The sequence below is a fragment of the Klebsiella sp. MBT K-1 genome, from assembly GCF_002556465.1.
GTDB lineage: Bacteria > Pseudomonadota > Gammaproteobacteria > Enterobacterales > Enterobacteriaceae > Klebsiella > Klebsiella grimontii.
Window position 1 is genome coordinate 264,670 of record NZ_PDEL01000005.1, and the last position, 20,570, is coordinate 285,239.

General features: G+C 59.3%; 17 protein-coding genes, 1 CRISPR repeat array and 1 riboswitch. Of the genes, 10 read left to right on the forward strand and 7 right to left on the reverse strand.

Annotated features, from left to right (window positions below; all coding sequences use genetic code 11):
- Positions 1–350: 350 nt before the first annotated feature.
- Positions 351–680: a hypothetical protein gene (locus tag CMQ96_RS09555; RefSeq protein WP_024359185.1), complete on the forward strand. Its 330-nt coding sequence runs from the start codon at positions 351–353 to the stop codon at positions 678–680.
- Between the two features lie 59 nt (positions 681–739).
- Here the strand turns inward: CMQ96_RS09555 and CMQ96_RS09560 are convergent, their stop codons facing one another.
- On the reverse strand, positions 740–1,057 hold the full coding sequence (locus CMQ96_RS09560; protein ID WP_024359184.1) for an RcnB family protein: 318 nt from the start codon (positions 1,055–1,057) through the stop codon (positions 740–742).
- Positions 1,058–1,226: 169 nt separating this feature from the next.
- Between CMQ96_RS09560 and CMQ96_RS09565 the strand changes: the two genes are divergently transcribed.
- Positions 1,227–2,147: a LysR family transcriptional regulator gene (locus CMQ96_RS09565; protein ID WP_024359183.1), complete on the forward strand. Its 921-nt coding sequence runs from the start codon at positions 1,227–1,229 to the stop codon at positions 2,145–2,147.
- Between the two features lie 25 nt (positions 2,148–2,172).
- Positions 2,173–2,301, forward strand: coding sequence for a hypothetical protein (locus CMQ96_RS28865; RefSeq protein ID WP_255256985.1), 129 nt, complete (start codon positions 2,173–2,175; stop codon positions 2,299–2,301).
- A 2-nt stretch (positions 2,302–2,303) separates the two neighbouring features.
- Here the strand turns inward: CMQ96_RS28865 and CMQ96_RS09570 are convergent, their stop codons facing one another.
- On the reverse strand, positions 2,304–3,647 hold the full coding sequence (locus tag CMQ96_RS09570; RefSeq protein WP_024359182.1) for an NCS2 family permease: 1,344 nt from the start codon (positions 3,645–3,647) through the stop codon (positions 2,304–2,306).
- A 2-nt stretch (positions 3,648–3,649) separates the two neighbouring features.
- Positions 3,650–5,461, reverse strand: a complete 1,812-nt coding sequence (locus CMQ96_RS09575; RefSeq protein WP_064410732.1) for an adenine deaminase — start codon at positions 5,459–5,461, stop codon at positions 3,650–3,652.
- A gap of 120 nt (positions 5,462–5,581) precedes the next feature.
- Between CMQ96_RS09575 and CMQ96_RS09580 the strand changes: the two genes are divergently transcribed.
- The gene (locus tag CMQ96_RS09580; protein ID WP_162685374.1) at positions 5,582–6,508 is read left to right on the forward strand and encodes a LysR family transcriptional regulator; all 927 of its coding nucleotides are present in this window, start codon (positions 5,582–5,584) and stop codon (positions 6,506–6,508) included.
- A 176-nt stretch (positions 6,509–6,684) separates the two neighbouring features.
- Positions 6,685–7,079: a CRISPR direct-repeat array (repeat unit 28 nt; unit sequence GTGTTCCCCGCGCCAGCGGGGATAAACC).
- A 67-nt stretch (positions 7,080–7,146) separates the two neighbouring features.
- On the opposite strand, the gene CMQ96_RS09585 is transcribed toward CMQ96_RS09580, so the two are convergent.
- The gene (locus CMQ96_RS09585; RefSeq protein WP_049087126.1) at positions 7,147–9,123 is read right to left on the reverse strand and encodes an alkyl/aryl-sulfatase; all 1,977 of its coding nucleotides are present in this window, start codon (positions 9,121–9,123) and stop codon (positions 7,147–7,149) included.
- A 232-nt stretch (positions 9,124–9,355) separates the two neighbouring features.
- Positions 9,356–9,452, forward strand: a riboswitch (TPP riboswitch).
- 34 nt (positions 9,453–9,486) lie between these two features.
- Between CMQ96_RS09585 and thiM the strand changes: the two genes are divergently transcribed.
- The 3 genes from thiM (at position 9,487) to fbaB (ending at position 12,258) form a co-directional block, all read left to right on the forward strand.
- A complete protein-coding gene (gene thiM, locus CMQ96_RS09590) occupies positions 9,487–10,260 on the forward strand; it encodes a hydroxyethylthiazole kinase (protein WP_004138623.1) in 774 nt (257 codons plus the stop codon).
- Positions 10,257–11,057 carry a bifunctional hydroxymethylpyrimidine kinase/phosphomethylpyrimidine kinase gene (gene thiD / locus CMQ96_RS09595; RefSeq protein WP_004138624.1) on the forward strand — a complete coding sequence of 267 codons (801 nt, stop codon included), beginning with the start codon at positions 10,257–10,259 and terminating at the stop codon, positions 11,055–11,057. The genes thiM and thiD overlap by 4 nt, the downstream gene beginning before the upstream one ends.
- A 148-nt stretch (positions 11,058–11,205) precedes the next feature.
- Positions 11,206–12,258: a class I fructose-bisphosphate aldolase gene (gene fbaB / locus CMQ96_RS09600; RefSeq protein ID WP_004103793.1), complete on the forward strand. Its 1,053-nt coding sequence runs from the start codon at positions 11,206–11,208 to the stop codon at positions 12,256–12,258.
- 598 nt (positions 12,259–12,856) lie between these two features.
- On the opposite strand, the gene CMQ96_RS09605 is transcribed toward fbaB, so the two are convergent.
- Positions 12,857–14,464 (reverse strand): FGGY-family carbohydrate kinase, encoded by a 1,608-nt coding sequence (locus tag CMQ96_RS09605; RefSeq protein WP_024359178.1) that lies wholly within the window; start codon positions 14,462–14,464, stop codon positions 12,857–12,859.
- A 30-nt stretch (positions 14,465–14,494) separates the two neighbouring features.
- Positions 14,495–15,244: an SDR family oxidoreductase gene (locus CMQ96_RS09610; protein WP_024359177.1), complete on the reverse strand. Its 750-nt coding sequence runs from the start codon at positions 15,242–15,244 to the stop codon at positions 14,495–14,497.
- Positions 15,245–15,500: 256 nt separating this feature from the next.
- On the opposite strand from CMQ96_RS09610, the gene CMQ96_RS09615 reads away from it, so the two are divergent.
- Positions 15,501–16,502, forward strand: coding sequence for a substrate-binding domain-containing protein (locus tag CMQ96_RS09615; protein WP_049087594.1), 1,002 nt, complete (start codon positions 15,501–15,503; stop codon positions 16,500–16,502).
- Between the two features lie 21 nt (positions 16,503–16,523).
- On the opposite strand, the gene CMQ96_RS09620 is transcribed toward CMQ96_RS09615, so the two are convergent.
- Positions 16,524–17,465 (reverse strand): sugar-binding transcriptional regulator, encoded by a 942-nt coding sequence (locus CMQ96_RS09620; protein ID WP_024359175.1) that lies wholly within the window; start codon positions 17,463–17,465, stop codon positions 16,524–16,526.
- Positions 17,466–17,671: 206 nt separating this feature from the next.
- Here CMQ96_RS09620 and dalD point away from each other — a divergent pair, with 206 nt between their 5' ends.
- The gene (dalD, locus tag CMQ96_RS09625) at positions 17,672–19,039 is read left to right on the forward strand and encodes a D-arabinitol 4-dehydrogenase (RefSeq protein WP_024359174.1); all 1,368 of its coding nucleotides are present in this window, start codon (positions 17,672–17,674) and stop codon (positions 19,037–19,039) included.
- Between the two features lie 9 nt (positions 19,040–19,048).
- Positions 19,049–20,512, forward strand: a complete 1,464-nt coding sequence (gene xylB / locus CMQ96_RS09630; protein ID WP_064371592.1) for a xylulokinase — start codon at positions 19,049–19,051, stop codon at positions 20,510–20,512.
- Positions 20,513–20,570: the final 58 nt, after the last annotated feature.

The following is a 20,570-nucleotide window of genomic DNA, read 5'->3' on the forward strand; positions in this document are numbered from 1 at the left end:
TTTTCCCTCTCTTCTGAACCGTACGGCACGTTGCGCCGTACGGTTTGTTATCGTATCCGCCCCGTTTTCTCTTTCCAAAATAATCACCGCGTGAATGATATAAGCGTTAAATATTACTTGTTTTTATTCACATTTAGCGATGTTGAGATTTGTCAATAAAACATATTGTTAACATTGTTTTCCTCTGGCGGTTGTGCGAGCTTGATTAGCATAGAAGTGAAGTATTTTAATTCGCCGTGACGATGTTTAATTTTGGCTGTGTGATTTGGCGAAACGTGGAAGTTATCAGTACTACGTCAATAAAAACGATGGAAGGAAAGTATAGCCGTAATACATTTCCGGAGTGCATGATGAACAATATTGCTCTAATCGTTAAGTTACGAGAACTGCTGGTTATTTTTATGCATACGCGCACGCTGCCGGAGAAAGCCGCAGACGCGTTACGCTATTGCCAGGAGCATCTCCCGATGGCTGAAATTCCGATTGGTGCTTATGGTGAATACAGTGATATTTTTGAACAGCTTGTTTTTTTATCGGATGAAAAGAGTCGTACTGCCCCGGATGATTTATTGCGTAGCGGCGGCGATTTGATATTAAGTATTTTAATGCTCTATGAGCACGTGGCTTCCGGTATTGCCGTCGAGGAATTTATGCATAAACAAAACCGCTTTAACGGATAGCGTTATCGCATCGAAAAACAAAACGCCAGCGGCAGGGATAGCGCGCTGGCGTTCGGCTTTTAGCGATGGTAGAAAATCTCGCCATCATAGATTTTGAGGATTTTTCCCTCGGTTTCGGTAATCAGAACGTAGCTTCCGCCCATATAGGTCCAGCGGGTCCCGGCATCCGGGGCAGGCAAATTGCGCTGCTGCCACTGCTTGATGTTGTATTCTGGCGTGAGGTACAGCGGCGGTACGGTGTCGCCGATGTGGAATTGTTTGAAGTCTGCGGTCACCCCATCCAGCTCATATTTCTGTATACCTTCGCCGGACGCCGCCCACGCTCCGCTGGAGCAGGCCAACAGTACGCCCAGAAGCATCATTTTTGTTTTACGCATAATTTCCCCATTATTATCCTGGACACAAAATCGCAGCCTCGTATGATTCCTGATAGGTCAAGGAAATGGCAAGCATTGGTTTGGTTAAAAGTGTAAGCAAACGGTGATACGGCGACGTTTTTCATCGGGGCGCGTCTGTTTTGAGAATAATCCGGGGTGGGGAGTGGGTATGTTCAGGCTGGAAGATCTGGCATTGTTTGTCCGCGCAGCGGCGTTAAGCAGCTTCAGCGATGCGGCGCGGGAGGCCGGGCTGCAGCCCTCGCAGGTCAGCGCGGCGATAAAGCGTCTTGAAACGACGCTGAATATCCGTCTTTTCGCTCGTTCGACGCGAAGCTTACGCCTGACGCCGGAGGGCGAAACCTGGCTGCCTTATGCCACGCAGATGATCGATACGCTGCACGCCGGGCTGCAAAAAATCCACACGCCGGATGACGAAGTCCGCGGAACGTTACAAATCGCCGTGCCGTCTGACCTTGGGCGCAATTTGCTTCTGCGCGTGTTTCGCGATTTTCGCCAGCGGCATCCTGCGCTGCGCCTGCGGATACTGTTTTCCGATCATCGGACCGACGTGTTTAAAGACCCGGTGGACGTCGCGTTTCGCTACGGCGATAACGACGATGCCTCGTTTATTTCTCTGCCCGTTGCGCCGGATAATCGCCGGGTGCTGGTAGCCTCGCCCGGCTGGATAGCCGAAAACGGCGAACCGCAGACGCTGGAAGATTTGGCCCGACACAACGCGCTGACCTACGTGCTGCGCGGCAGAGCGTTCGACCGCTGGCCGTTGAGCCTGGAGGGGAAAGTCCATCACGTGCAGGTTTCCGGCACTATCGTGAGCGATGACGCCGAGGTGATACGCCGCCTGGCGGTTGCCGGGGAGGGCATCGCCTTCAAGTCTGAACTCGACGTCGGCGATGATATCCGCGAAGGGCGGCTGCGGGTGCTGTTGCCGCACTATCAAGGAGACGTGGTGCCGCTGAATATGATTTGCCCGCACCGTAAACAGCTTTCTCCCGCGGTACGGCTGCTGTATGACGCAGTGAAAGAAGCGTGCGAAGCGGTTAATTCCCGCGCGCCCTCTGCGGGCCGGTAGCGCCGCCTGCGGGAACGGTGTTGGGATGATGAATCGGCGTGGCTTTTTCCCGGTGGCGCTGGGCTTAGCCGGGCTACGGGTTCACAGCTGTCTGCGGGCCGGTAGCCCGGACAAGGCGCGCCAGCGCCGCCTCCGGGAACACGATTGGCACTAACCTTAATGCTTCACCAGCGTGGCAAAGTAGTACACCAGCGGAATTGCCAGGATCCACAGGCCAATCGGGATTTCTCGCCACTTCCCGGCGATGGTTTTGATCACCACATAAAACAGCAGCCCGCCGGCAATTCCGGTGCCGAAGCTATTGGCAATCAGGGTAATCATCACCATCATCAGCACCGGCAGGCCGTCGGTGAAGTTTGCCAGATCCACTTTGCGCAGGCCGCTGAACATATTCAGGCCGATCAGGATCAGCGCCGGCGCGGTCGCCTCTTTGGGGATCATCAGCGCCACCGGAGTAAACAGCAGCATCAGCAGGAACATCACCGCCGCCGATAGCGCGGTTAACCCGGTTTTGCCGCCGGCTTCCGCGGCCGCCGAGGATTCAATCAGCGCGGTCGCCGCCGGAATGCCCAGCCAGGGGCCAACGGCCGCGGCGATCGAGTCAACCATAAACGGGCGATTGATATGCGGCATATTGCCTTCTTCATCCAGCAGACCCGCTTCGCCGCCCACAGCCAGGGTAGTGCCCATGGTGGAAAAGAACTCTGAAGCGAAGAACACAAACAGGAACGGCAGGAAGGCGATATTCAGCGCGCCCAGCATGTCGATTTGCCCCAGCACCGGCGTCAGCGAGTGCGGCATATCGATAAAGCTGCCCGGCAGCCTGGTAACGCCCATCGGAATCCCGACCAGGGTGGCAAAGAGAATCGCCCACAGAATCGACCCGGGAATTTTTCTCGCCTGCAGGGCGATGGCCAGAAACAGCCCGCAGAGCGCCACCAGTGCCCCCGGCGAGAGAAAATCGCCGAGCATCAGGGCGTTGGTTTTGGCGTTGGCCAGCACCAGCCCGGCGTTACGGAAGCCCAGCACCGCGACGAAAAGTCCGATCGAGGCGGTTAATCCGAGCTTAATTGACTGCGGCACCGAACGGGTCACCACTTCACGCAGGCCGAACTTCGTTAGCAGGAAAAACAGAATCCCCGACCAGCAGGCGATACCGAGACCGACCTGCCAGCCAATGCCTTCGCTGCCCGCCAGCGTGACGCCGACCAGCACCGAGCCGCCGATGCCCGGCCCGACGATAAACGGCAGGTTGGCATAAAACGCCATCAGCAGCGTACCGCCGACGAACACCAGGATCGTGCCGGTGGTTGCCGCGCCTTTATCCATCCCGCCAACCGCCAGCAGGCCGGGGATAACCACCAGCAGATAGGCGGCGGCGAGAAAGCCGGTGATGCCCGCGAGGCATTCGGTGCGCAGCGTACTGCCGCGGGAATACAAGGCAAAACGGCGCTCCAGCCAGCTACCTTGCGCGGATGAGTTAAGGGTATTGTCGGCCATGCTCAGGCTCCCTGATGATTATTGTTGTGTTCTGGGCGTTCCGGGATTTCCCGGCTCTCTATCAGCGGCTCGACTATCTGGCGAGTGCCGCCGTCGGTCAAACCTAAATCCGTCAAATGCGGACCGGCATTACAGGCCAGGCAGGTACCCTCAATCGCCTTAAATACGCGGTAGGGCGGCTCCCAGTCGGCGATTTCCGCGCTCAGGTCGCGAAGCTCGCGGAACTGCCGCGCCAGCTCCGTGGCGGGTAAGTCGGAGAGCATCCCGGCAATCGGCATCGCTACGTGGGCGAGGATTTTTCCCTGCTGCGACAGCGCCATGCCGCCGCCGGATTCGATCAGCCGGTTTGCCGCCAGCGCCATATCGTCAGGATCGCGGCCGAGCACCACCAGGTTGTGGGAATCGTGGGAGTAGCTGGTGGCGATAGCGCCGCGCAGTTCGCCCCAGCCCTCTAATAGCGCAATTTGCGGTTTTGCTTCGTGGCGGCCGTGGCGATGCTTAACCCAAATCAGGCTAAATCCGTCCGGGATTTGCACTTTGCCATCGCGGACCTGTACCTCAACCTCTCCCCACTGGGTGAAGCGTGCGCCGCGAATATGCCGCAGGCGGGCGACGCCGTGGCGAATAGCGCCGACGCGAAGGATAAAATCGGCTGGGCTGAGCGGCGGCATCTGTAGGGTATCGCGCGGCGGGGTCACGCCGCTCGCCGACGGAATCGACTCAAGTAGGGCGCCCTCGCGGGCAATCAGCTTACCGGCGACGTAAACTTCCCGCGCGGCGAGCTTTTCTAATGAATCGAAAACTACCAGATCGGCACGGCGTCCGGCGGCAATCAGCCCCAGATCGTTACGTTGCAGCCGGATCGCCGCGTTTAAGGTGGCGAAACGCAGGACGTCTGTTGCCGGCAATCCGTGCTCAATCAGCAGGTTGAGCAGGGCGATAATGCCGCCTTTTTCCAGCAGCATATCCGGCGGCACATCGTCGGTGCAGACGGTGATTTGCGAGGAGAGATGCGGCAACGATTTCAATGCGTTAACGATATCCGGCAGCAGGTAAGGGTGCGAACCGCGGATCTCTACCGTCAGCCCGGCGCGCAGTTTTTCCAGCGCATCTTCCGCCGAGGTGAGTTCGTGATCGGAGGTGACCCCGGCGGCGAGATAGGCCTGCAGATCCGCGCCGCTCAGGCCGCGCGCGTGGCCTTCAATCAGCTTGCCGCTGTCCAGGCCGGCCTGGATAATCTCCTGCATCCTCTCGCTGCCGTGCAGCACGCCATGCATGTCCATCACTTCGGCGACGCCGCAAACTTCCGGCCAGGCCAGCATGGTGGCCATTTCCGCGCCGGCGAAATCGGCGCCGGACATCTCCAGCCCCGGCGTGGACGGCACGCTGGAGGGGGCGGCGACCATCACCTGTAGCGGCAGATGGCGGCTGGCGGCGACGGCGTAGCGCACGCCCTCAACGCCCAGCACGTTGGCCAGCTCGTGCGGGTCCCAGAATACCGCCGTCGTGCCCTGAGCCAGGACGATTTCGGCATAGCGTTCAGGCGGCAGGTGAGAGCTTTCAAGATGGACGTGGGTATCCATCAGCCCCGGAGACAGGAAACACCCCGCCAGCGAGCGGCGTTCGCGGGCATCGGAGCGGCTGCCGCGCGGGTGCACGCTGGCGATCCTATCGCCGACGATCCCGACATCGGCCTCGCGAATTTCGCCGGTGGCCATGTCGACAATCTGCGCGTCGGTTAATAAGAGATCGAAAGGGGATTCTCCGCGCGCGGCCTGCACGGCGCGGCGGCGAGTTTCAGCACTGCTGGACATAACAACTCCGGCACAAGGATAATGGGGATACTCTAGGGGCAGAGCAAACGTTTGCCCAGATGAATAAATTTATCGCCCGATAACCTCGGGTTATTCTGCATGCTCACCGTTGACGAAAACATGATGACCGAACCCTGGCAACGTCTGCCCGCGCTCTCTCTCAAGCAGATTCAGTACTTTGTGACCCTGGCCCAGCTGCGTCACTTCACCGACACCGCTAACCGGTTGGCTATCAGTCAGCCGGCGCTAAGCAGCGCGCTGCGGCAAATCGAGACGGTGCTGGGTGGTAAGCTGGTCAACCGCACCGCCTCGGCGGTCACCTTAACCGAACTGGGGGCGGCGATTTTGCCCCACGCCCGGCGGGTGCTGAGCGTGGCGCAGCTGGCGTTTCAGGATATGCAGCAGATAGTCGAGGCCGGCGGCGACGGTACGGTGCGTATCGGTCTGGTGCCCTCGGTGAGCTCGCTGCTATTTCCTCTGCTGCCGCAAACGCTGGCTCAGGCGTTTCCGCGCCTGAGAGTGGAGTTTCACGATCAGACTAACGACGCCCTGTTTTGTGAGCTGCAGTCGGGAAAGATAGATTTTGCCGTAGGCGCAATAGACCGTTCGTTACCGCCTGAGCTGCAGGTTTATCCTCTGCGCGAAGATCCGTTTGTGGCGGTGCTGCACTGCGACGATCCGCTGGCCGGGCAGCCGCATCTGCCGTGGAAGCTGCTCGCGGGGCGCGATATCGCGGTGTTCTCAAAGGGCAATATTCAGCGCCTGGTCGGCGCGCTGGCGGAGAGCCATCGCCTCACGCTGCATACGCGTTATCAGGTTGACTATATTGAAACGCTTTACGGCCTGGTGCGTTCCCGGCTGGCGGTGGCGATTCTGCCTGAGCTTTATACCACCCACCTTCAGGATCCGGCGTTAAAGGTGGCGCAACTTCAGCAGCCGGCGCTGACGCGAACCGTGGCGCTGATGCGCGGGCCGCAGCCTCTGCCGCCGCTGATAGAAGCGTGTTTTACATTATTACTGAGTTCGCTGCGGGAAGTGAATCTGTAGAGGCCGTTGCTCTCTCAGCTTGTTGTGGTGAAATGCGAGAGAGGTAACGGAATAGTTTGTTGTGCCTTTTAAAATCAAATAGTTATGGCTCTTTAAAAACATCAATTTGTTGCAAAAATGTCGGTAGATTGTTCTTGGCGGATAAATTTATTATAAAACAATAAGATATGGTTAGTGTGTTCCCCGCGCCAGCGGGGATAAACCGCGATTGCCGCAACAATGCAAACCATTACAATTGTGTTCCCCGCGCCAGCGGGGATAAACCGACACAGTGTGAATTTATCGGGCTTGTTAACGGGTGTTCCCCGCGCCAGCGGGGATAAACCGTTGACCCTGTGCAGCAGTTGGCCAACCAGCACGTGTTCCCCGCGCCAGCGGGGATAAACCGTACACCCTTCTGGATGTGGCAAAGACTCTTGAGTGTTCCCCGCGCCAGCGGGGATAAACCGCTACCGGGCGATATGCCAGCTCACCGATGGCAGTGTTCCCCGCGCCAGCGGGGATAAACCGCCAGTTCCCTCTTCGCTCTGCTGCATGCGGATGTGTTCCCCGCGCCAGCGGGGATAAACCACAGTCAATGTTTCCCGAACATGGTTCTAAAGAGTGTTCCCCCGCAGCTGGCCGCCGCGGGGGCTGATTTACGGCGTCACGATATTGAACCAGAACTCAAATTTATCCATATAGCCCAGCATCTCATCCAGCTTCGCGCCATCGCCGGTCACTTTCACTTCACCCTTATCTTGCGCCTGTTTTAGCGTTTCCTCTTTCAGGATGATTTTGTTCAGCGTGGCGCGATCCAACGCAATGGTAGCATCCGCGTCCTTGGCTTCGGCATCGGCGGTGTGGTTGAGCACGCCGTTTTCCAGCTCCAGCTTATATTTACCGCCATCGTTACCCAGGTCGATATTGAACACCGCTTTGGCGGTTCCGGCTTTCTCACCATTAATATGCACCGCAAGGTAATCGAAGAACATTTCCGGGGTCATCGCCCGTACGGTATCCGGGCTGGCGGTGTTCGGCGTCGGGCCTTTCACTACGCCGTTGCGTAGCTCCTGAGCGCCGGTCAGGTAGAAATTACGCCACGGTCCTGATTCCGCCTGATAGCCCAGCTGCTCCAGGGCATCGGCTTCCAGATTGCGCGCCTCCAGATTACCAGGATCGGCGAAGACAATTTTACTCACGACCTGCGCTACCCAGCGATAGTTGCCCTGGTTGTAGTCCTCTTTGGCTTTCTTGAGGATAGCGTCGGCGCCGCCCATATAATCAACGAATTTCTTCGCCGCTTCTTCCGGCGGCAGTTCATCCAGCGTAGCCGGGTTGCCGTCGAACCAGCCGAGGTAGAGGACGTAAGTCGCTTTTACGTCATGGCTGACGGAACCGTAGTAGCCGCGGTTGGCCCAGGTGTTGGCCAGGCTGTCCGGCAGCTTGAATTTGGCGGCGATCTCATCGCGGGTCAGGCCCTCGTTGGCCATGCGCAGGGTCTGGTCATTGATGTATCGATACAGATCGCGCTGGCTCTTCAGCAGGTTAACCACGTTCTCATTGCCCCAGGTCGGCCAGTGGTGCTGGGCCATAATGATTTCGGCCTTGTCCCCCCAGCGTACGATGGCGGCGTTGATATATTTCGACCACGGCAGCGGTTCACGAATTTTCGCCCCGCGCAGCGAGTAGGTGTTATGCAGGGTGTGGGTGACGTCTTCTGCGGATTCAATCAGCTTCTTCTCTTCGATATACCACAGCATTTCCGACGGTGCTTCTGAGCCCGGCGCCAGCATAAAATCGTAGGTCAGCCCGTCGATGGTCTCTTTCTGGCCATCTTTCTCGATGATATTGGTGGGAGCAATCAACGTGACGGTGCCGGCGGAGGTCGTGGTGCCGAGGCCTGCGCCAACCTGGCCGGTGGCATCCGGTTTCAGCAGGTTGCCGTACATATAGCTGGCGCGGCGGCTCATTACGTTCCCGGCCATAATGTTTTCAGCAACGGCGGCTTCCATAAAACCGGAAGGCGCGTAGATTTTGACTTTACCGGATTTCACATCGGCTTCATCGACCACGCCGCGAACGCCGCCGTAATGATCGACGTGGCTGTGGGTGTAGATCACCGCAACGACCGGCTTATTGCCGCGATTTTTGTAATACAGATCCATTCCGACCTTTGCGGTCTCCGCCGATACCAGCGGATCGACAACGGTGATGCCTTCTTTGCCTTCGATAATGGTCATGTTGGAGAGATCGAGGTTGCGGATCTGGTAAACGCCTTCGGTCACTTCAAACAGGCCGCTAATATTGATCAACTGGGATTGACGCCAGAGGCTGGGGTTGACCGTATCCGGCGCCTTTTCACCCTCTTTAACAAAGTTGTACTGCTGCGGGTTCCAGATAACGTTGCCCTGTTCGCCTTTAATCACCTCCGTAGGGAGCGCGGCGATAAAGCCTTTATGCGCGTTGGTAAAGTCGGTGTTATCGGAGAAGGGAAGCTGTTTGTACAGCGCGTCGTTTGCCTGTTTGGTTGCCGCGGCGGCTGCTTTGGGAGACGTTTCCGCCCAACTGGTCATGGGGAGGGTCGAAATGATTCCTGCCAGAGCCAGACTTTTCATAATCGGTGTTAATTTCATCGGAATCCTCATGGGTTTACGCTGATTCACTCGTTAATTTCGATATGACGCCGGGTTACATCCTGTAACGCCTCCTAAACTATAAACACGTATCTGAAAAAGTGTTTATTTTGTTAATTATTTGATTTCTTATTGTTAAATTCAGATCGGCGTGCGCTCCTCTAACCGCGCCAGGCCAGCTTGCGTTGTCCCGCGACTTACCGTAACCTGCCCGCTGAGAACGTTTTTATCTCTCAATGACTCGGGGTGCCCTTCTTTGTGAAGGCTGAGAAAAACCCGTACCACCTGATCTGGATAATGCCAGCGTAGGGAAGTCAGAGACCGCAGGGTCGTCGCTTCTTCATCGCCTGGCGGGAGCAAACGATGTCTGACCTGCTGAACCCCGCGCATATCGCCCATCTGCGGCACCTTTTTCACCGTCATTCCCCTCTTGTGCACTGCATGACGAACGACGTGGTGCAGACCTTTACCGCCAACGTCCTGTTAGCGATTGGCGCATCCCCGGCGATGGTTATCGACCCGGACGAAGCCAGCCAGTTTGCCGCTATTGCCGATGCGCTGCTGATTAATGTCGGTACGCTGACCGTCGAACGCGCGGCGGCGATGCGTGCGGCGGCGCATAGCGCAACGCAGGCGGGCAAGCCCTGGGCGCTGGACCCGGTGGCGGTCGGCGCGCTGACCTTACGGACAGAATTTTGCCGGGAGCTGCTGGCGCTGCAGCCTGCCGCTGTTCGCGGTAATGCCTCGGAAATTATGGCCCTGGCCGGAATGAGCGGCGGCGGGCGCGGTGTCGATACCACCGATACCGCCGCCGCAGCGCTGCCCGCGGCGCAGGCGCTGGCCCGCCAGTTGAATACCGTGGTCGCGGTCACCGGCGAGGTCGATTACATCACCGATGGCCAGCGCACGCGCGCGGTCACCGGCGGCGATCCGCTAATGACCCGGGTAGTCGGCACCGGCTGCGCGCTATCGGCGGTGGTTGCCGCCGCTGCGGCGATGCCCGGCGATCGGCTGGAGAACGTGGCCGCGGCCTGCGGTCTGATGAAGCTGGCGGGGGGAAAAGCGGCGCGGCAAGGCGGCCCCGGCAGCTTTACTCCCGCCTTTCTCGATGCGCTCTACGCGGGAGGTGACCTGTGAAACGAATTAACGCGTTAACCATCGCCGGCACCGACCCGAGCGGCGGCGCTGGGATCCAGGCGGATCTCAAAACCTTCTCGGCGCTGGGCGCTTACGGCTGCTCGGTCATCACCGCGCTGGTGGCGCAAAACACCCGCGGCGTCCAGTCGGTGTACCGTATAGAGCCTGATTTTGTCGCCGCGCAGCTCGATTCGGTCTTCAGCGATGTGCGCATCGATACCACCAAAATCGGGATGCTGGCGGAAACCGATATCGTCGAGGCGGTGGCGGAACGGCTGGCGCGCTACCGGATAACCAACGTGGTGCTGGATACCGTCATGCTGGCAAAAAGCGGCGATCCGCTGCTCTCAGCCTCGGCGGTGGAGACGCTGCGCCAGCGCCTGCTGCCGCAGGTGTCGCTGATCACCCCGAACCTGCCGGAGGCGGCGGCGCTGCTGGATGCGCCACATGCCCGAACGGAAAAGGAGATGCTGGAGCAGGGCAGAGCGCTGCTGGGAATGGGCTGCGGAGCAGTATTAATGAAGGGCGGCCATCTTGATGATGCGGAAAGCCCTGACTGGCTCTTTACCCGCGACGGGGAACAGCGCTTTACCGCGCCGAGAGTCCAGACCAAAAACACCCACGGTACCGGCTGTACGCTGTCGGCGGCGCTGGCGGCGCTGCGTCCGCGTTACGATGATTGGGGGCGAACCGTGGAGGAAGCCAAGGGCTGGCTCTCTGCGGCGCTGGCGCAGGCCGATTCGCTGGAAGTGGGGCACGGCATCGGTCCGGTCCACCATTTCCACGCCTGGTGGTAACCGGCAAGACAACGTGTCAGCAGACTATGCTGAAAAAATAGGCTCCCGGCTGGAAAATATGCTGAGTCGGTACCAGGCTTAACCTGCCCAAAATAATTGGGTTGGGAAAACGCATGCCGGTTTCGACCGGCACTTACGGGAGATAGCTATGACTGATATTACGCAGTTGCTTGGCAAAGATGCCGACACGCTTTTACAGCACCGCTGTATGACGATTCCAGCCGACCAGCTCTATTTACCGGGGGCGGATTATGTCGATCGGGTGATGGTGGATAACAATCGTCCGCCGGCGGTGCTGCGTAATATGCAAACCCTGTATAACACCGGCCGCCTGGCGGGAACCGGATATCTGTCGATCCTGCCGGTCGACCAGGGCGTAGAGCATTCTGCTGGCGCCTCTTTTGCCGCCAACCCGCTGTACTTTGATCCAAAAAATATCGTCGAACTGGCCATTGAGGCCGGTTGTAACTGCGTGGCCTCCACCTATGGCGTGCTGGCCTCGGTGTCGCGCCGCTATGCGCACCGCATCCCCTTCCTGGTCAAACTGAACCATAACGAGACGCTGAGCTACCCGACCGAATACGATCAGACGCTGTACGCCAGCGTTGAGCAGGCATTCAATATGGGCGCCGTGGCGGTCGGGGCGACGATCTATTTCGGTTCCGAGCAGTCTCGTCGGCAAATCGAAGAAATCTCCGCTGCGTTTGAACGCGCGCACGAGCTGGGCCTGGTGACCGTGCTGTGGGCCTATCTGCGTAATTCGGCATTTAAGAAAGATGGCGTCGACTACCATGTTTCCGCTGACTTAACCGGCCAGGCCAACCACCTGGCGGCGACCATCGGCGCGGATATCGTGAAGCAGAAAATGGCGGAAAATAACGGCGGCTATAAAGCGGTGAACTTTGGCTATACCGATGACCGGGTTTACAGCAAGCTCACCAGCGATAATCCGATCGATCTGGTGCGTTACCAACTGGCGAACTGCTATATGGGCCGCGCCGGGCTGATTAACTCCGGCGGCGCGGCGGGTGGCGAAACCGATCTCTCCGACGCGGTGCGCACGGCGGTTATCAATAAGCGCGCGGGCGGCATGGGGCTGATCCTGGGACGTAAGGCGTTTAAAAAATCGATGGCCGACGGCGTGAAGCTGATCAATGCCGTGCAGGATGTCTATCTGGACGGCAAAGTCACTATCGCTTAAGCACTCGCGTCGTCTGCCTTCCCCGGCGGCGCTGCGCTTGGCCGGGCTACCGGTTCACCGCCGTCTGAGGATCGGAGCCCGGACAGGCGCGTCAGCGCCGCCTCCGGGAATATGCAGAGCAGGGTGACCGGTTCACCGCCGTCTGCGAGCCGGTAGCCCGGACAGGCGCGTCAAGCGCCGCCTCCGGGAAGCCATGCAGAGCAGGCGACGGGTTCACCGACATCTGTGGGCCGGTAGCCCGGACAGGCGCGTCAGCGCCGCCTCCGGGAATATGCAGAGCAGGGTGACCGGTTCACCGCCGTCTGCGGGCCGGTAGCCCGGATAGGCGCGTCAAGCGCCGCCTCCGGGAAGCTATGCAGAGCAGGGCGACGGGTTCACTGCCGTCTGAGGATCGGAGCCCGGACAGGCGCGTCAAGCGCCGCCTCCGGGAAGCCATGCAGAGCAGGCGACGGGTTCACTGCCATCTGAGGATCGGAGCCCGGACAGGCGCGTCAAGCGCCGCCTCCGGGAAGCTATGCAGAGCAGGGTGACCGGTTCACCGCCCTCTGCGGGCCGGTAGCCCGGACAGGCGCGTCAAGCGCCGCCTCTGGGATCCCGCTTATTCGCGAATCAGCCGCGCCGTGTGCTGTAGCGTTTTATACGCTTCATAGCGCCGCTGATGCTCGGCGCTATACTGCGCAACGCAGCGATAGGTTTTATCCACCCGCGTAAACTGCTTCATCGCTTCCGGCAGTGAAGGGGCGACTTTACCTGCTACCGCGCCGAGGATGGCCGAACCTAACAGCACCGGCTCGCTGCTGGCGGTGCTAACTACGGTAACGCCGCAGGCATCGGCGAGTAGCTGGCGCACCAGCGGATGCTGCCCGGCTCCGCCGCTGATGATGATATTCTCGCTGCGGATGCCGCACGTCTTCTGCGCGTCAATAATCTGCCGCAGGCCGTAACCGATCCCGCACAGCCCGGCGACGTAGAGCGCCATCAGGTTGTCCAAATCCCGTTCCATCCCCAGTCCGGCGATAATCGCTTTCGCATGCGGGTCGGCCAGCGGCGCCCGATTACCTAAAAATTCAGGCACCACGTGCAGCCCGGCGGCGAGGTTAACCGCCGCAGAAGAACTTTCCACTTTCGCCAGCACGCTATCGGCAAGATAAACCGGTAGCGGGACGCCGCGCGCCTTGGCCAGCGCCTTAGCCTCGGCGGCGGCGGGATGGAAGCTCAGCAACTGGTCGATGGCCGCTCCGGCCGCGCTCTGTCCGCCTTCGCTCAGCCAGAACCCTGGCACCATCGCCGAGTAATATGGTCCCCAGACGCCGGGCACGAACACCGCTTCCTGAGTGGTGGTCATGGTGCAGGAAGAGGTGCCGAAAACGTAGGCCATGTTATTGACCGCGCCGTTCAGCACGCCGACGGTGCCGATGCCGCCCGCGTGGGCGTCGATCATACCGACCGCCACCGGGGTACCGACCGGCAGGCCCATCTCTTCTGCCGCCGTGGCGCAGAGGCCGTCGCCGCAGGGGGTTCCCGGATCGACAATCCGCTGGCCGATGCGGACAAAATCTTCATCCGCCAGCTCTTCGAGGCCAATCTGGCGGAAGTACCCGGCGTCCCAGCGTTGTTCATGCGCCAGGTAGGTCCATTTACAGGTCACGGTACACGCCGAGCGGGCTAAATCGCCGCTTGAGCGCCAGGTCAGATAATCCGCCAGATCGAAAAAGTGGCGCGCCTGCTGGTAAATGTGCGGGCGGTTCTCCTTCAGCCAGAGAATTTTCGGCGTTTCCATCTCCGGCGAGATTTTGCCGCCAACGTACTGCAGCACCGGGTGGCCCGTGGCGTTAATTTTTTCCGCCTGGCCAGTGGCGCGATGATCCATCCAGACGATAATGTTACGGTCCGCATCTTCCGAAGGCCCGACCGCCAGCGGCGCGTCGTTTTCGCCGATCACCACCAGCGAGCAGGTGGCATCGAAGCCGATACCGGCAATTGACGATGGAGCGACCCCGGCGCTGGCCACCGCCGTTTTAATGCAGTAGCACACCGCCTGCCAGATCTCGCGGCTCGACTGTTCCACCACATTTCCGGCACTGCGAAACAGGGTAATTTCCCGGGTCGCGTGGGCGACAAGGTCGCCCCGCAGATTGAACACCCCAGCGCGAACGCTGCCCGAACCGACATCGACGCCAATAATATGTTGCGTATCGCTTTGCATAAAATCCTCTCACACAGGCTGGTTGAACGGTCAGAGATCGACGCTGTTAGGCAGAATCACGATGTCGCGTACGGTGACGTTTTTCGAGCGCGTGACCATAAACAGTATCGACTCGGCCACTTCAATCGGCTGCATCAGGCTGCCGTTGGCCAGCGCTTCGTCCATTTTTGCTTTTGGCCAGTCGTCCAGCAGGGCGGTGACCACCGGACCCGGCAGCACGGCGCCGACGCGCACGCCGTACTGGGAAACCTGGCGACGGGTGGTATGCACAAACGCCTGGACGGCAAATTTCGACGCGGTATAGATAGGTTCCCAGATCACCGGCACCACGCCCGCGATAGAGCTGGTGAAGATAATGTCGCCGGATTTTTGCGCGATAAGATGCGGCAGGACGCTGCGCACGCAGCGGAAGGCGGCGTTGATGTTGAGATGCAGCACGCGGTCCCATACGTCCGGGTCGCCTTCAGCCACCGGCCCGCCGATATAGGCTCCGGCGTTGGCGTGGAAAATATCGAGACGTCCGGCAAGGCGTAAAATGCCCTGCAGCAGGTTATCAACCTGTTCCGCCTGCATCAGGTCAACCTGCAGGGCGAAGGCGTTTTCGCCTAGTTCAGCGACGATTTTGTTGAGCTTCTCGCCTTCGCGGTCGATAAGCACCACTTTAGCGCCAGCCCCGAGCAGGGTTTTCGCGCATTCGAGGCCGATACCGGATGCCGCGCCGGTGATAGCGGCGACTTTACCGCTGAGGGAAGTATTCATAGAGGAGACAGAGTGGTTCATTTTATAATCCTTTACAGAGTCAGTTGGCGCTAACGAACACGAGGGCATCACGTTCGACGCCAGGGGCGAAAACTTGTTAAGGTATTGAATATGAGCCTCATTATTTGATGTTCGCTGGAATATTAACGCTCAATGCGTGAAGGCTCCGGCGGGTAAAATGCAAGCTCAATCGATGAAGCTCATGTTGCTCCAGCTTCATCGATTGAGCAAGTGGGGAAATTAACAGCGAAATGATTTTGTGACGCAAGTTGGAAAAATGAAGAAAATCACGATTTACGACCTGGCGGAACTCTCCGGCGTTTCGGCGAGCGCGGTCAGCGCCATTCTTAACGGCAACTGGAAAAAGCGCCGCATCAGCGCGAAGCTTGCCGAAAAGGTCACGCGGATTGCCGAAGAGCAGGGATATGCCATCAACCGCCAGGCCAGCATGCTGCGCAGTAAAAAATCGCACGTCATTGGCATGATTGTCCCCAAATACGATAACCGCTATTTCGGTTCAGTCGCCGAGCGTTTTGAGGAGATGGCCCGCGAGCGCGGCCTGCTGCCGATCATTACCTGTACGCGCCGTAGCCCGGAGCTGGAAATTGAAGCGGTAAAAGCGATGCTCTCCTGGCAGGTTGACTGGGTGGTGGCGACCGGGGCGACCAACCCGGATAAAATTACCGCCTTATGCCAGCAGGCGGGGGTGCCGGTGGTTAATCTCGACCTGCCGGGTTCTCTTGCGCCATCGGTGATTTCGGATAACTACGGCGGCGCGAAGGCGCTGACGCATAAGATCCTCGCCAACAGCGCCGGGCGTCGTGGGACGCTGGCGCCGCTGACCTTTATCGGCGGACGCAGCGGCGACCATAATACCAGCGAGCGTTTACGCGGCTTTCACGATGCGCACCGGGAGCGGGGGCTGAGCGTGCCGCAGGAGAACATCCTGGCGCCCGGTTATTCGAAAGGTAAAGTCGAGGCCTGCCTGCAAGCGCGGTTTGGCGCCGCGAAGACCTCATTGCCGGGGATATTTGTCAACTCGACGATATCGCTGGAAGGAGTGGTGCGTTGGCTATCGCAGGCGGGACTGACCGGCAGCGAGCAGCCGCCGATGGGCTGCTTTGACTGGGACCCGTTTGTCTATCTGCTGGGGCACGATATCGACATGGTGCAGCAGGACGTGCCGGCGATGCTGGAAGCGGTGTTTCAGATTATCGATTCCGGCGATGCCAGCCAGCAGCGGATTGAAATCCCGCCGCTGTTGATGAGCAGCCGCTGAGCCGCTTGCTGGCGGTTGACGTTAGCGCGTCAGCAGCCAGCGGGCGGTATGTTCATCGGTCACCAGGCCATTGATCCAGCCGCCTTTAAGCGCCGCCAGAATCGCCGGACGTTTGTACTCGCCGCACGCCACCGCGATACGCGGACACTGGTTCTGGCGAATGTCATAGCTGGTAATCATTCTGTTGATTTCGCTGTCAACCACGCCGCCTTCGGCATCGATAAAGCGCCCCATGATCTCGCCGATGCCGCCGCGGGCGGTCAGCTCATCCATCTGCGCCTGATTGATAAAGCCGTCTTTGAAAATCGGGCTTTGGGTACCTAATGGCCCAATGCCGACAAAAATAACGTCCGCCCGGCGGGCGACGGCGGAAACGCTGCAAAACAGCCGGCTGGTGCACCACATGTCGTACTCCTCCTGGGTCTGCGCGTAGCGCGGCGCGGGCCACTGATAGTACTTGGCCTTAATTTTGCTGGTCAGCAGCAGCGGGACGTCATCGTAATAGTTGCACTGGCCGTCGGCGTCCATGGCGCTGATCAGCGCCACGCAGCGGGTATTCTGGCTATCGAAATCGATGCGCTGCAGCGCTTTTTTCAGGGTCAGGCCGGAACCCAGGCCGATGATTTTCTCTTTATCATCCTGCAGATAGCGGGCCATCAGCTGATAGCAGCCGAACGACACGCTATCGAGGGTGCTTTCTTCGTTAAAGGCGGGCACGATATTGCACTCGATAAGCCGGTACTTCTCCTGCAGCAGCTGCGCGTAATCGAGGCAGTTAGCCACTGGATGGTGCAGGCTAATCGACACGATCCCTTCTTCTTTCGCGGCGGCGATCAGCCGCTGCACCACCGGCCTCGAGGTGCCAAGCTGGCTGGCGATTTCGCTCTGATTCTGCCCGGCGATGTAGTACATCCACGCGGCGCGGACCTTCTGATCCAGCCGGATATCGTCTTCTTTGCTCATGGTTTCCCGCCCTAAGTTGCTGGCCGCGGCGATAATTTCACCCGGCGAATACCCGCATTCTGGCCGTGGTCGGGATAACTGGCAAGCTTTTGCTCTTTTGTGGTCATTTGTAATTTGGTTGGGTAATTGTTCTTTTGTGATCCATGGCTCTTATTTCGGTCAAATGATCAATTACAGTGAACTCATCAACTCAAGGAGAGCAGAACATGAACAATCAATTCACATGGCTTCACATTGGTCTGGGTTCTTTTCATCGCGCTCACCAGGCGTGGTATCTGCATCGTTTGATCGCTTCCGGAGATAAGCGCTGGCATATCGCGGCGGGGAATATCCGCAACGACGCCGAGCAGGTGGTCCAGGCGCTGGCGGCGCAGGGGGGGCGTTACGTGCTGGAAACCGTCAGCCCGGAAGGGGAGCGCGAATATGAAGAAATCACCTCCATTCAAAAACTGCTGCCGTGGCAGGCCGGGCTGCAGCCGCTGATTAACGAAGGGGCAAACCCGCAGACCAAAGTTATCGCCTTTACCGTGACGGAAGGGGGCTACTACCTGAATACCCGCCATCAGCTGGAAACCAGCAACCCCGATTTGCAGGCCGATCTGGCAGGGGAGTGCAAAACCATTTACGGCACCCTCGCGCGGATTCTGGAAAAGCGCATGGCCGACAACGCCGGGCCGCTGACCCTGCTGAACTGCGATAACGTGCGCCATAACGGCGAACGCTTCCACGACGGTATGGTTGAGTTTCTGCAGCTAACCGGCAAGCAAGCGGTGATTGACTGGATGGCCGTCAACACCACCTGTCCGAATACCATGGTCGACCGCATTACACCGCGTCCGGCGGCGGACCTGCCCGCGCGCATCAAAGCGCAAACCGGTATTGACGATAAAGCGCCGGTGATGGGCGAGACCTTTATCCAGTGGGTAGTGGAAAACAACTTCCGCGATGAGCGCCCGAAGCTGGAAGCAGTCGGCGTGGAGATGGTTGCGTCGGTGATCCCTTATGAAGAGGCGAAAATCCGCATTCTCAACGCTTCGCATAGCTGCATCGCGTGGGCGGGGACGTTAATCGGCCAGCAGTATATTCATGAAAGTACGCTGACCGACTTCATCTACGCCATTGCCGACCGCTACGTCACCGAGGATGTGATTCCGTGCCTCGGCGATAACGGCATTGACCTGCCGACCTATCGTGACGTGGTGCTCAAGCGCTTTACCAACCCGTATATCCAGGACACCAACCAGCGCGTCGCCGCCGATGGCTTCTCGAAAATTCCGGCGATGATCGCGCCAACCCTCCAGGAGTGCTACCAGCGCGGCGTCCGCCCGGAAGCGACCGCCATGCTGCCCGCGCTGTTCTTCGTCTTTATGGAACAGTGGCATAAAGGAACCCTGCCGTATCAGTACCAGGACGGTATCCTCGACGCTCAGGCGGTACATGAAATGTTTGAAGCTCAGGATCCGGTGGCCCTGTACGCCCGCAATACAGCGCTGTTTGGCACGCTTGCCGACAATGCCGATTTCCTGGCGCTGATGCGCGAGAAGATCGCCGCCGTTTATACGCTGATTAAATAAGAGGTGGCTATGTATCTGGGTATCGATCTCGGCACATCGGAAGTCAAAGCGCTGGTCATTGATGAGAACAATGAGGTTATCGCCAGCCATAGCGCGCCGCTGAGTATTCAGCGTCCCCATCCGCACTGGTCAGAACAGTCGCCGCAGTCATGGTGGGAGGCGACGGAGTATTTGATGGCCACGCTGCGGGAAAAATGCGCCCAGCACTGGCCGGCCATTAAAGCGATCGGCCTTTCCGGGCAGATGCACGGCGCGGTCCTGCTGGATGCCGAGGGGGAGGTGATTCGCCCGGCCATTCTGTGGAACGACACCCGCTGCGCCGCGGAGTGCGCGGAGCTGGAAGAGATGGCGCCGGAGCTGCATCAGGTGGCGGGAAACCTGGCGATGCCGGGCTTTACCGCGCCGAAGCTGCTGTGGGTACGCCGCCACGAGCCGCAATACTTTCAGCGCACCGCCACGGTGCTGCTGCCGAAAGACTATCTGCGCTACCGGATGACGGGTAAGAAAGTCTCCGATATGTCGGACGCCGCCGGGACGCTGTGGCTGGACGTGGCGAAGCGCGACTGGTCCGATTCTCTGCTGGATAAGTGCGGCCTGTCGCGCAGCCAGATGCCGACCCTGGTCGAAGGCTGCGAGGTGTCCGCCACGCTTGACCCGCAGGTGGCCGAGCGCTGGGGGCTGAACGCCTCGGTAGCGGTTGCCGGAGGCGGCGGCGATAACGCGGTCAGCGCCATCGGCGTCGGCGCGGTCTCGCCGGGAGACGCGTTTATTTCGCTTGGCACCTCCGGGGTGCTGTTTGTGGTGACCGACGCCTATCGTCCGGCGCCGCAGTCGGCGGTACACGCCTTTTGTCACGTTCTGCCGAATCTGTGGCATCAGATGAGCGTCATGCTCAGCGCCGCCAGCTGTTTGCAGTGGTTCTGCCGCCTGACCGGCACCACGGAGGTGGCGCTGCTGGAGGAGATTGCCCAACTTAGCGAGGAGGAGAAGGCCCATGCGCCGTTCTTCTTACCCTATCTCTCCGGCGAACGTACTCCGCACAACGATCCTGACGCGCGCGGCATGTTCTGGGGCATGACCCACTCCAGCCTGCGCGCCCAGCTCGGCTATGCGGTGCTGGAAGGCGTGAGCTTCGGCATCAACGACGGCCTGCGGGTGCTGAAAGAGAGCGGGACGCGGATCGAACAATGTTCACTGGTTGGCGGCGGCGCCCGCAGCCCGTTCTGGGCGCAGCTGTTGGCCGATATTCTCGATATGCCGGTGGTGACCCACAAAGGGGGAGAAACCGGCGGCGCGTTGGGCGCGGCGCGGCTGGCCTGTCTGGCGGCGGGCAAACCGCTTGCCGCCGTGTGTGAAAAACCGGAGGTCTGGCAGACCTGGCGCGCTGACCCGGTACGCCATCAGACCCTGATGCGCCGCTACGCGCAGTTTAACGCCTTGTATTTAAACGATCTGAACTATCGGCAGCACTAATTTTTATCACGATAACCGTTCCGGTGAACTGACCGGAACGGCCTCCTGTACCCTAAAA

What these genes read in the sequence shown, in the direction of transcription:
- CMQ96_RS09555 (WP_024359185.1), top strand. Translation starts at nt 351, where the DNA reads ATGAACAATATTGCTCTAATCGTTAAGTTACGAGAACTGCTGGTTATT.
- CMQ96_RS09560 (WP_024359184.1), bottom strand. Translation starts at nt 1,057, where the DNA reads ATGCGTAAAACAAAAATGATGCTTCTGGGCGTACTGTTGGCCTGCTCC.
- CMQ96_RS09565 (WP_024359183.1), top strand. Translation starts at nt 1,227, where the DNA reads ATGTTCAGGCTGGAAGATCTGGCATTGTTTGTCCGCGCAGCGGCGTTA.
- CMQ96_RS28865 (WP_255256985.1), top strand. Translation starts at nt 2,173, where the DNA reads ATGATGAATCGGCGTGGCTTTTTCCCGGTGGCGCTGGGCTTAGCCGGG.
- CMQ96_RS09570 (WP_024359182.1), bottom strand. Translation starts at nt 3,647, where the DNA reads ATGGCCGACAATACCCTTAACTCATCCGCGCAAGGTAGCTGGCTGGAG.
- CMQ96_RS09575 (WP_064410732.1), bottom strand. Translation starts at nt 5,461, where the DNA reads ATGTCCAGCAGTGCTGAAACTCGCCGCCGCGCCGTGCAGGCCGCGCGC.
- CMQ96_RS09580 (WP_162685374.1), top strand. Translation starts at nt 5,582, where the DNA reads ATGATGACCGAACCCTGGCAACGTCTGCCCGCGCTCTCTCTCAAGCAG.
- CMQ96_RS09585 (WP_049087126.1), bottom strand. Translation starts at nt 9,123, where the DNA reads ATGAAATTAACACCGATTATGAAAAGTCTGGCTCTGGCAGGAATCATT.
- thiM (WP_004138623.1), top strand. Translation starts at nt 9,487, where the DNA reads ATGTCTGACCTGCTGAACCCCGCGCATATCGCCCATCTGCGGCACCTT.
- fbaB (WP_004103793.1), top strand. Translation starts at nt 11,206, where the DNA reads ATGACTGATATTACGCAGTTGCTTGGCAAAGATGCCGACACGCTTTTA.
- CMQ96_RS09605 (WP_024359178.1), bottom strand. Translation starts at nt 14,464, where the DNA reads ATGCAAAGCGATACGCAACATATTATTGGCGTCGATGTCGGTTCGGGC.
- CMQ96_RS09610 (WP_024359177.1), bottom strand. Translation starts at nt 15,244, where the DNA reads ATGAACCACTCTGTCTCCTCTATGAATACTTCCCTCAGCGGTAAAGTC.
- CMQ96_RS09615 (WP_049087594.1), top strand. Translation starts at nt 15,501, where the DNA reads ATGAAGAAAATCACGATTTACGACCTGGCGGAACTCTCCGGCGTTTCG.
- CMQ96_RS09620 (WP_024359175.1), bottom strand. Translation starts at nt 17,465, where the DNA reads ATGAGCAAAGAAGACGATATCCGGCTGGATCAGAAGGTCCGCGCCGCG.
- dalD (WP_024359174.1), top strand. Translation starts at nt 17,672, where the DNA reads ATGAACAATCAATTCACATGGCTTCACATTGGTCTGGGTTCTTTTCAT.
- xylB (WP_064371592.1), top strand. Translation starts at nt 19,049, where the DNA reads ATGTATCTGGGTATCGATCTCGGCACATCGGAAGTCAAAGCGCTGGTC.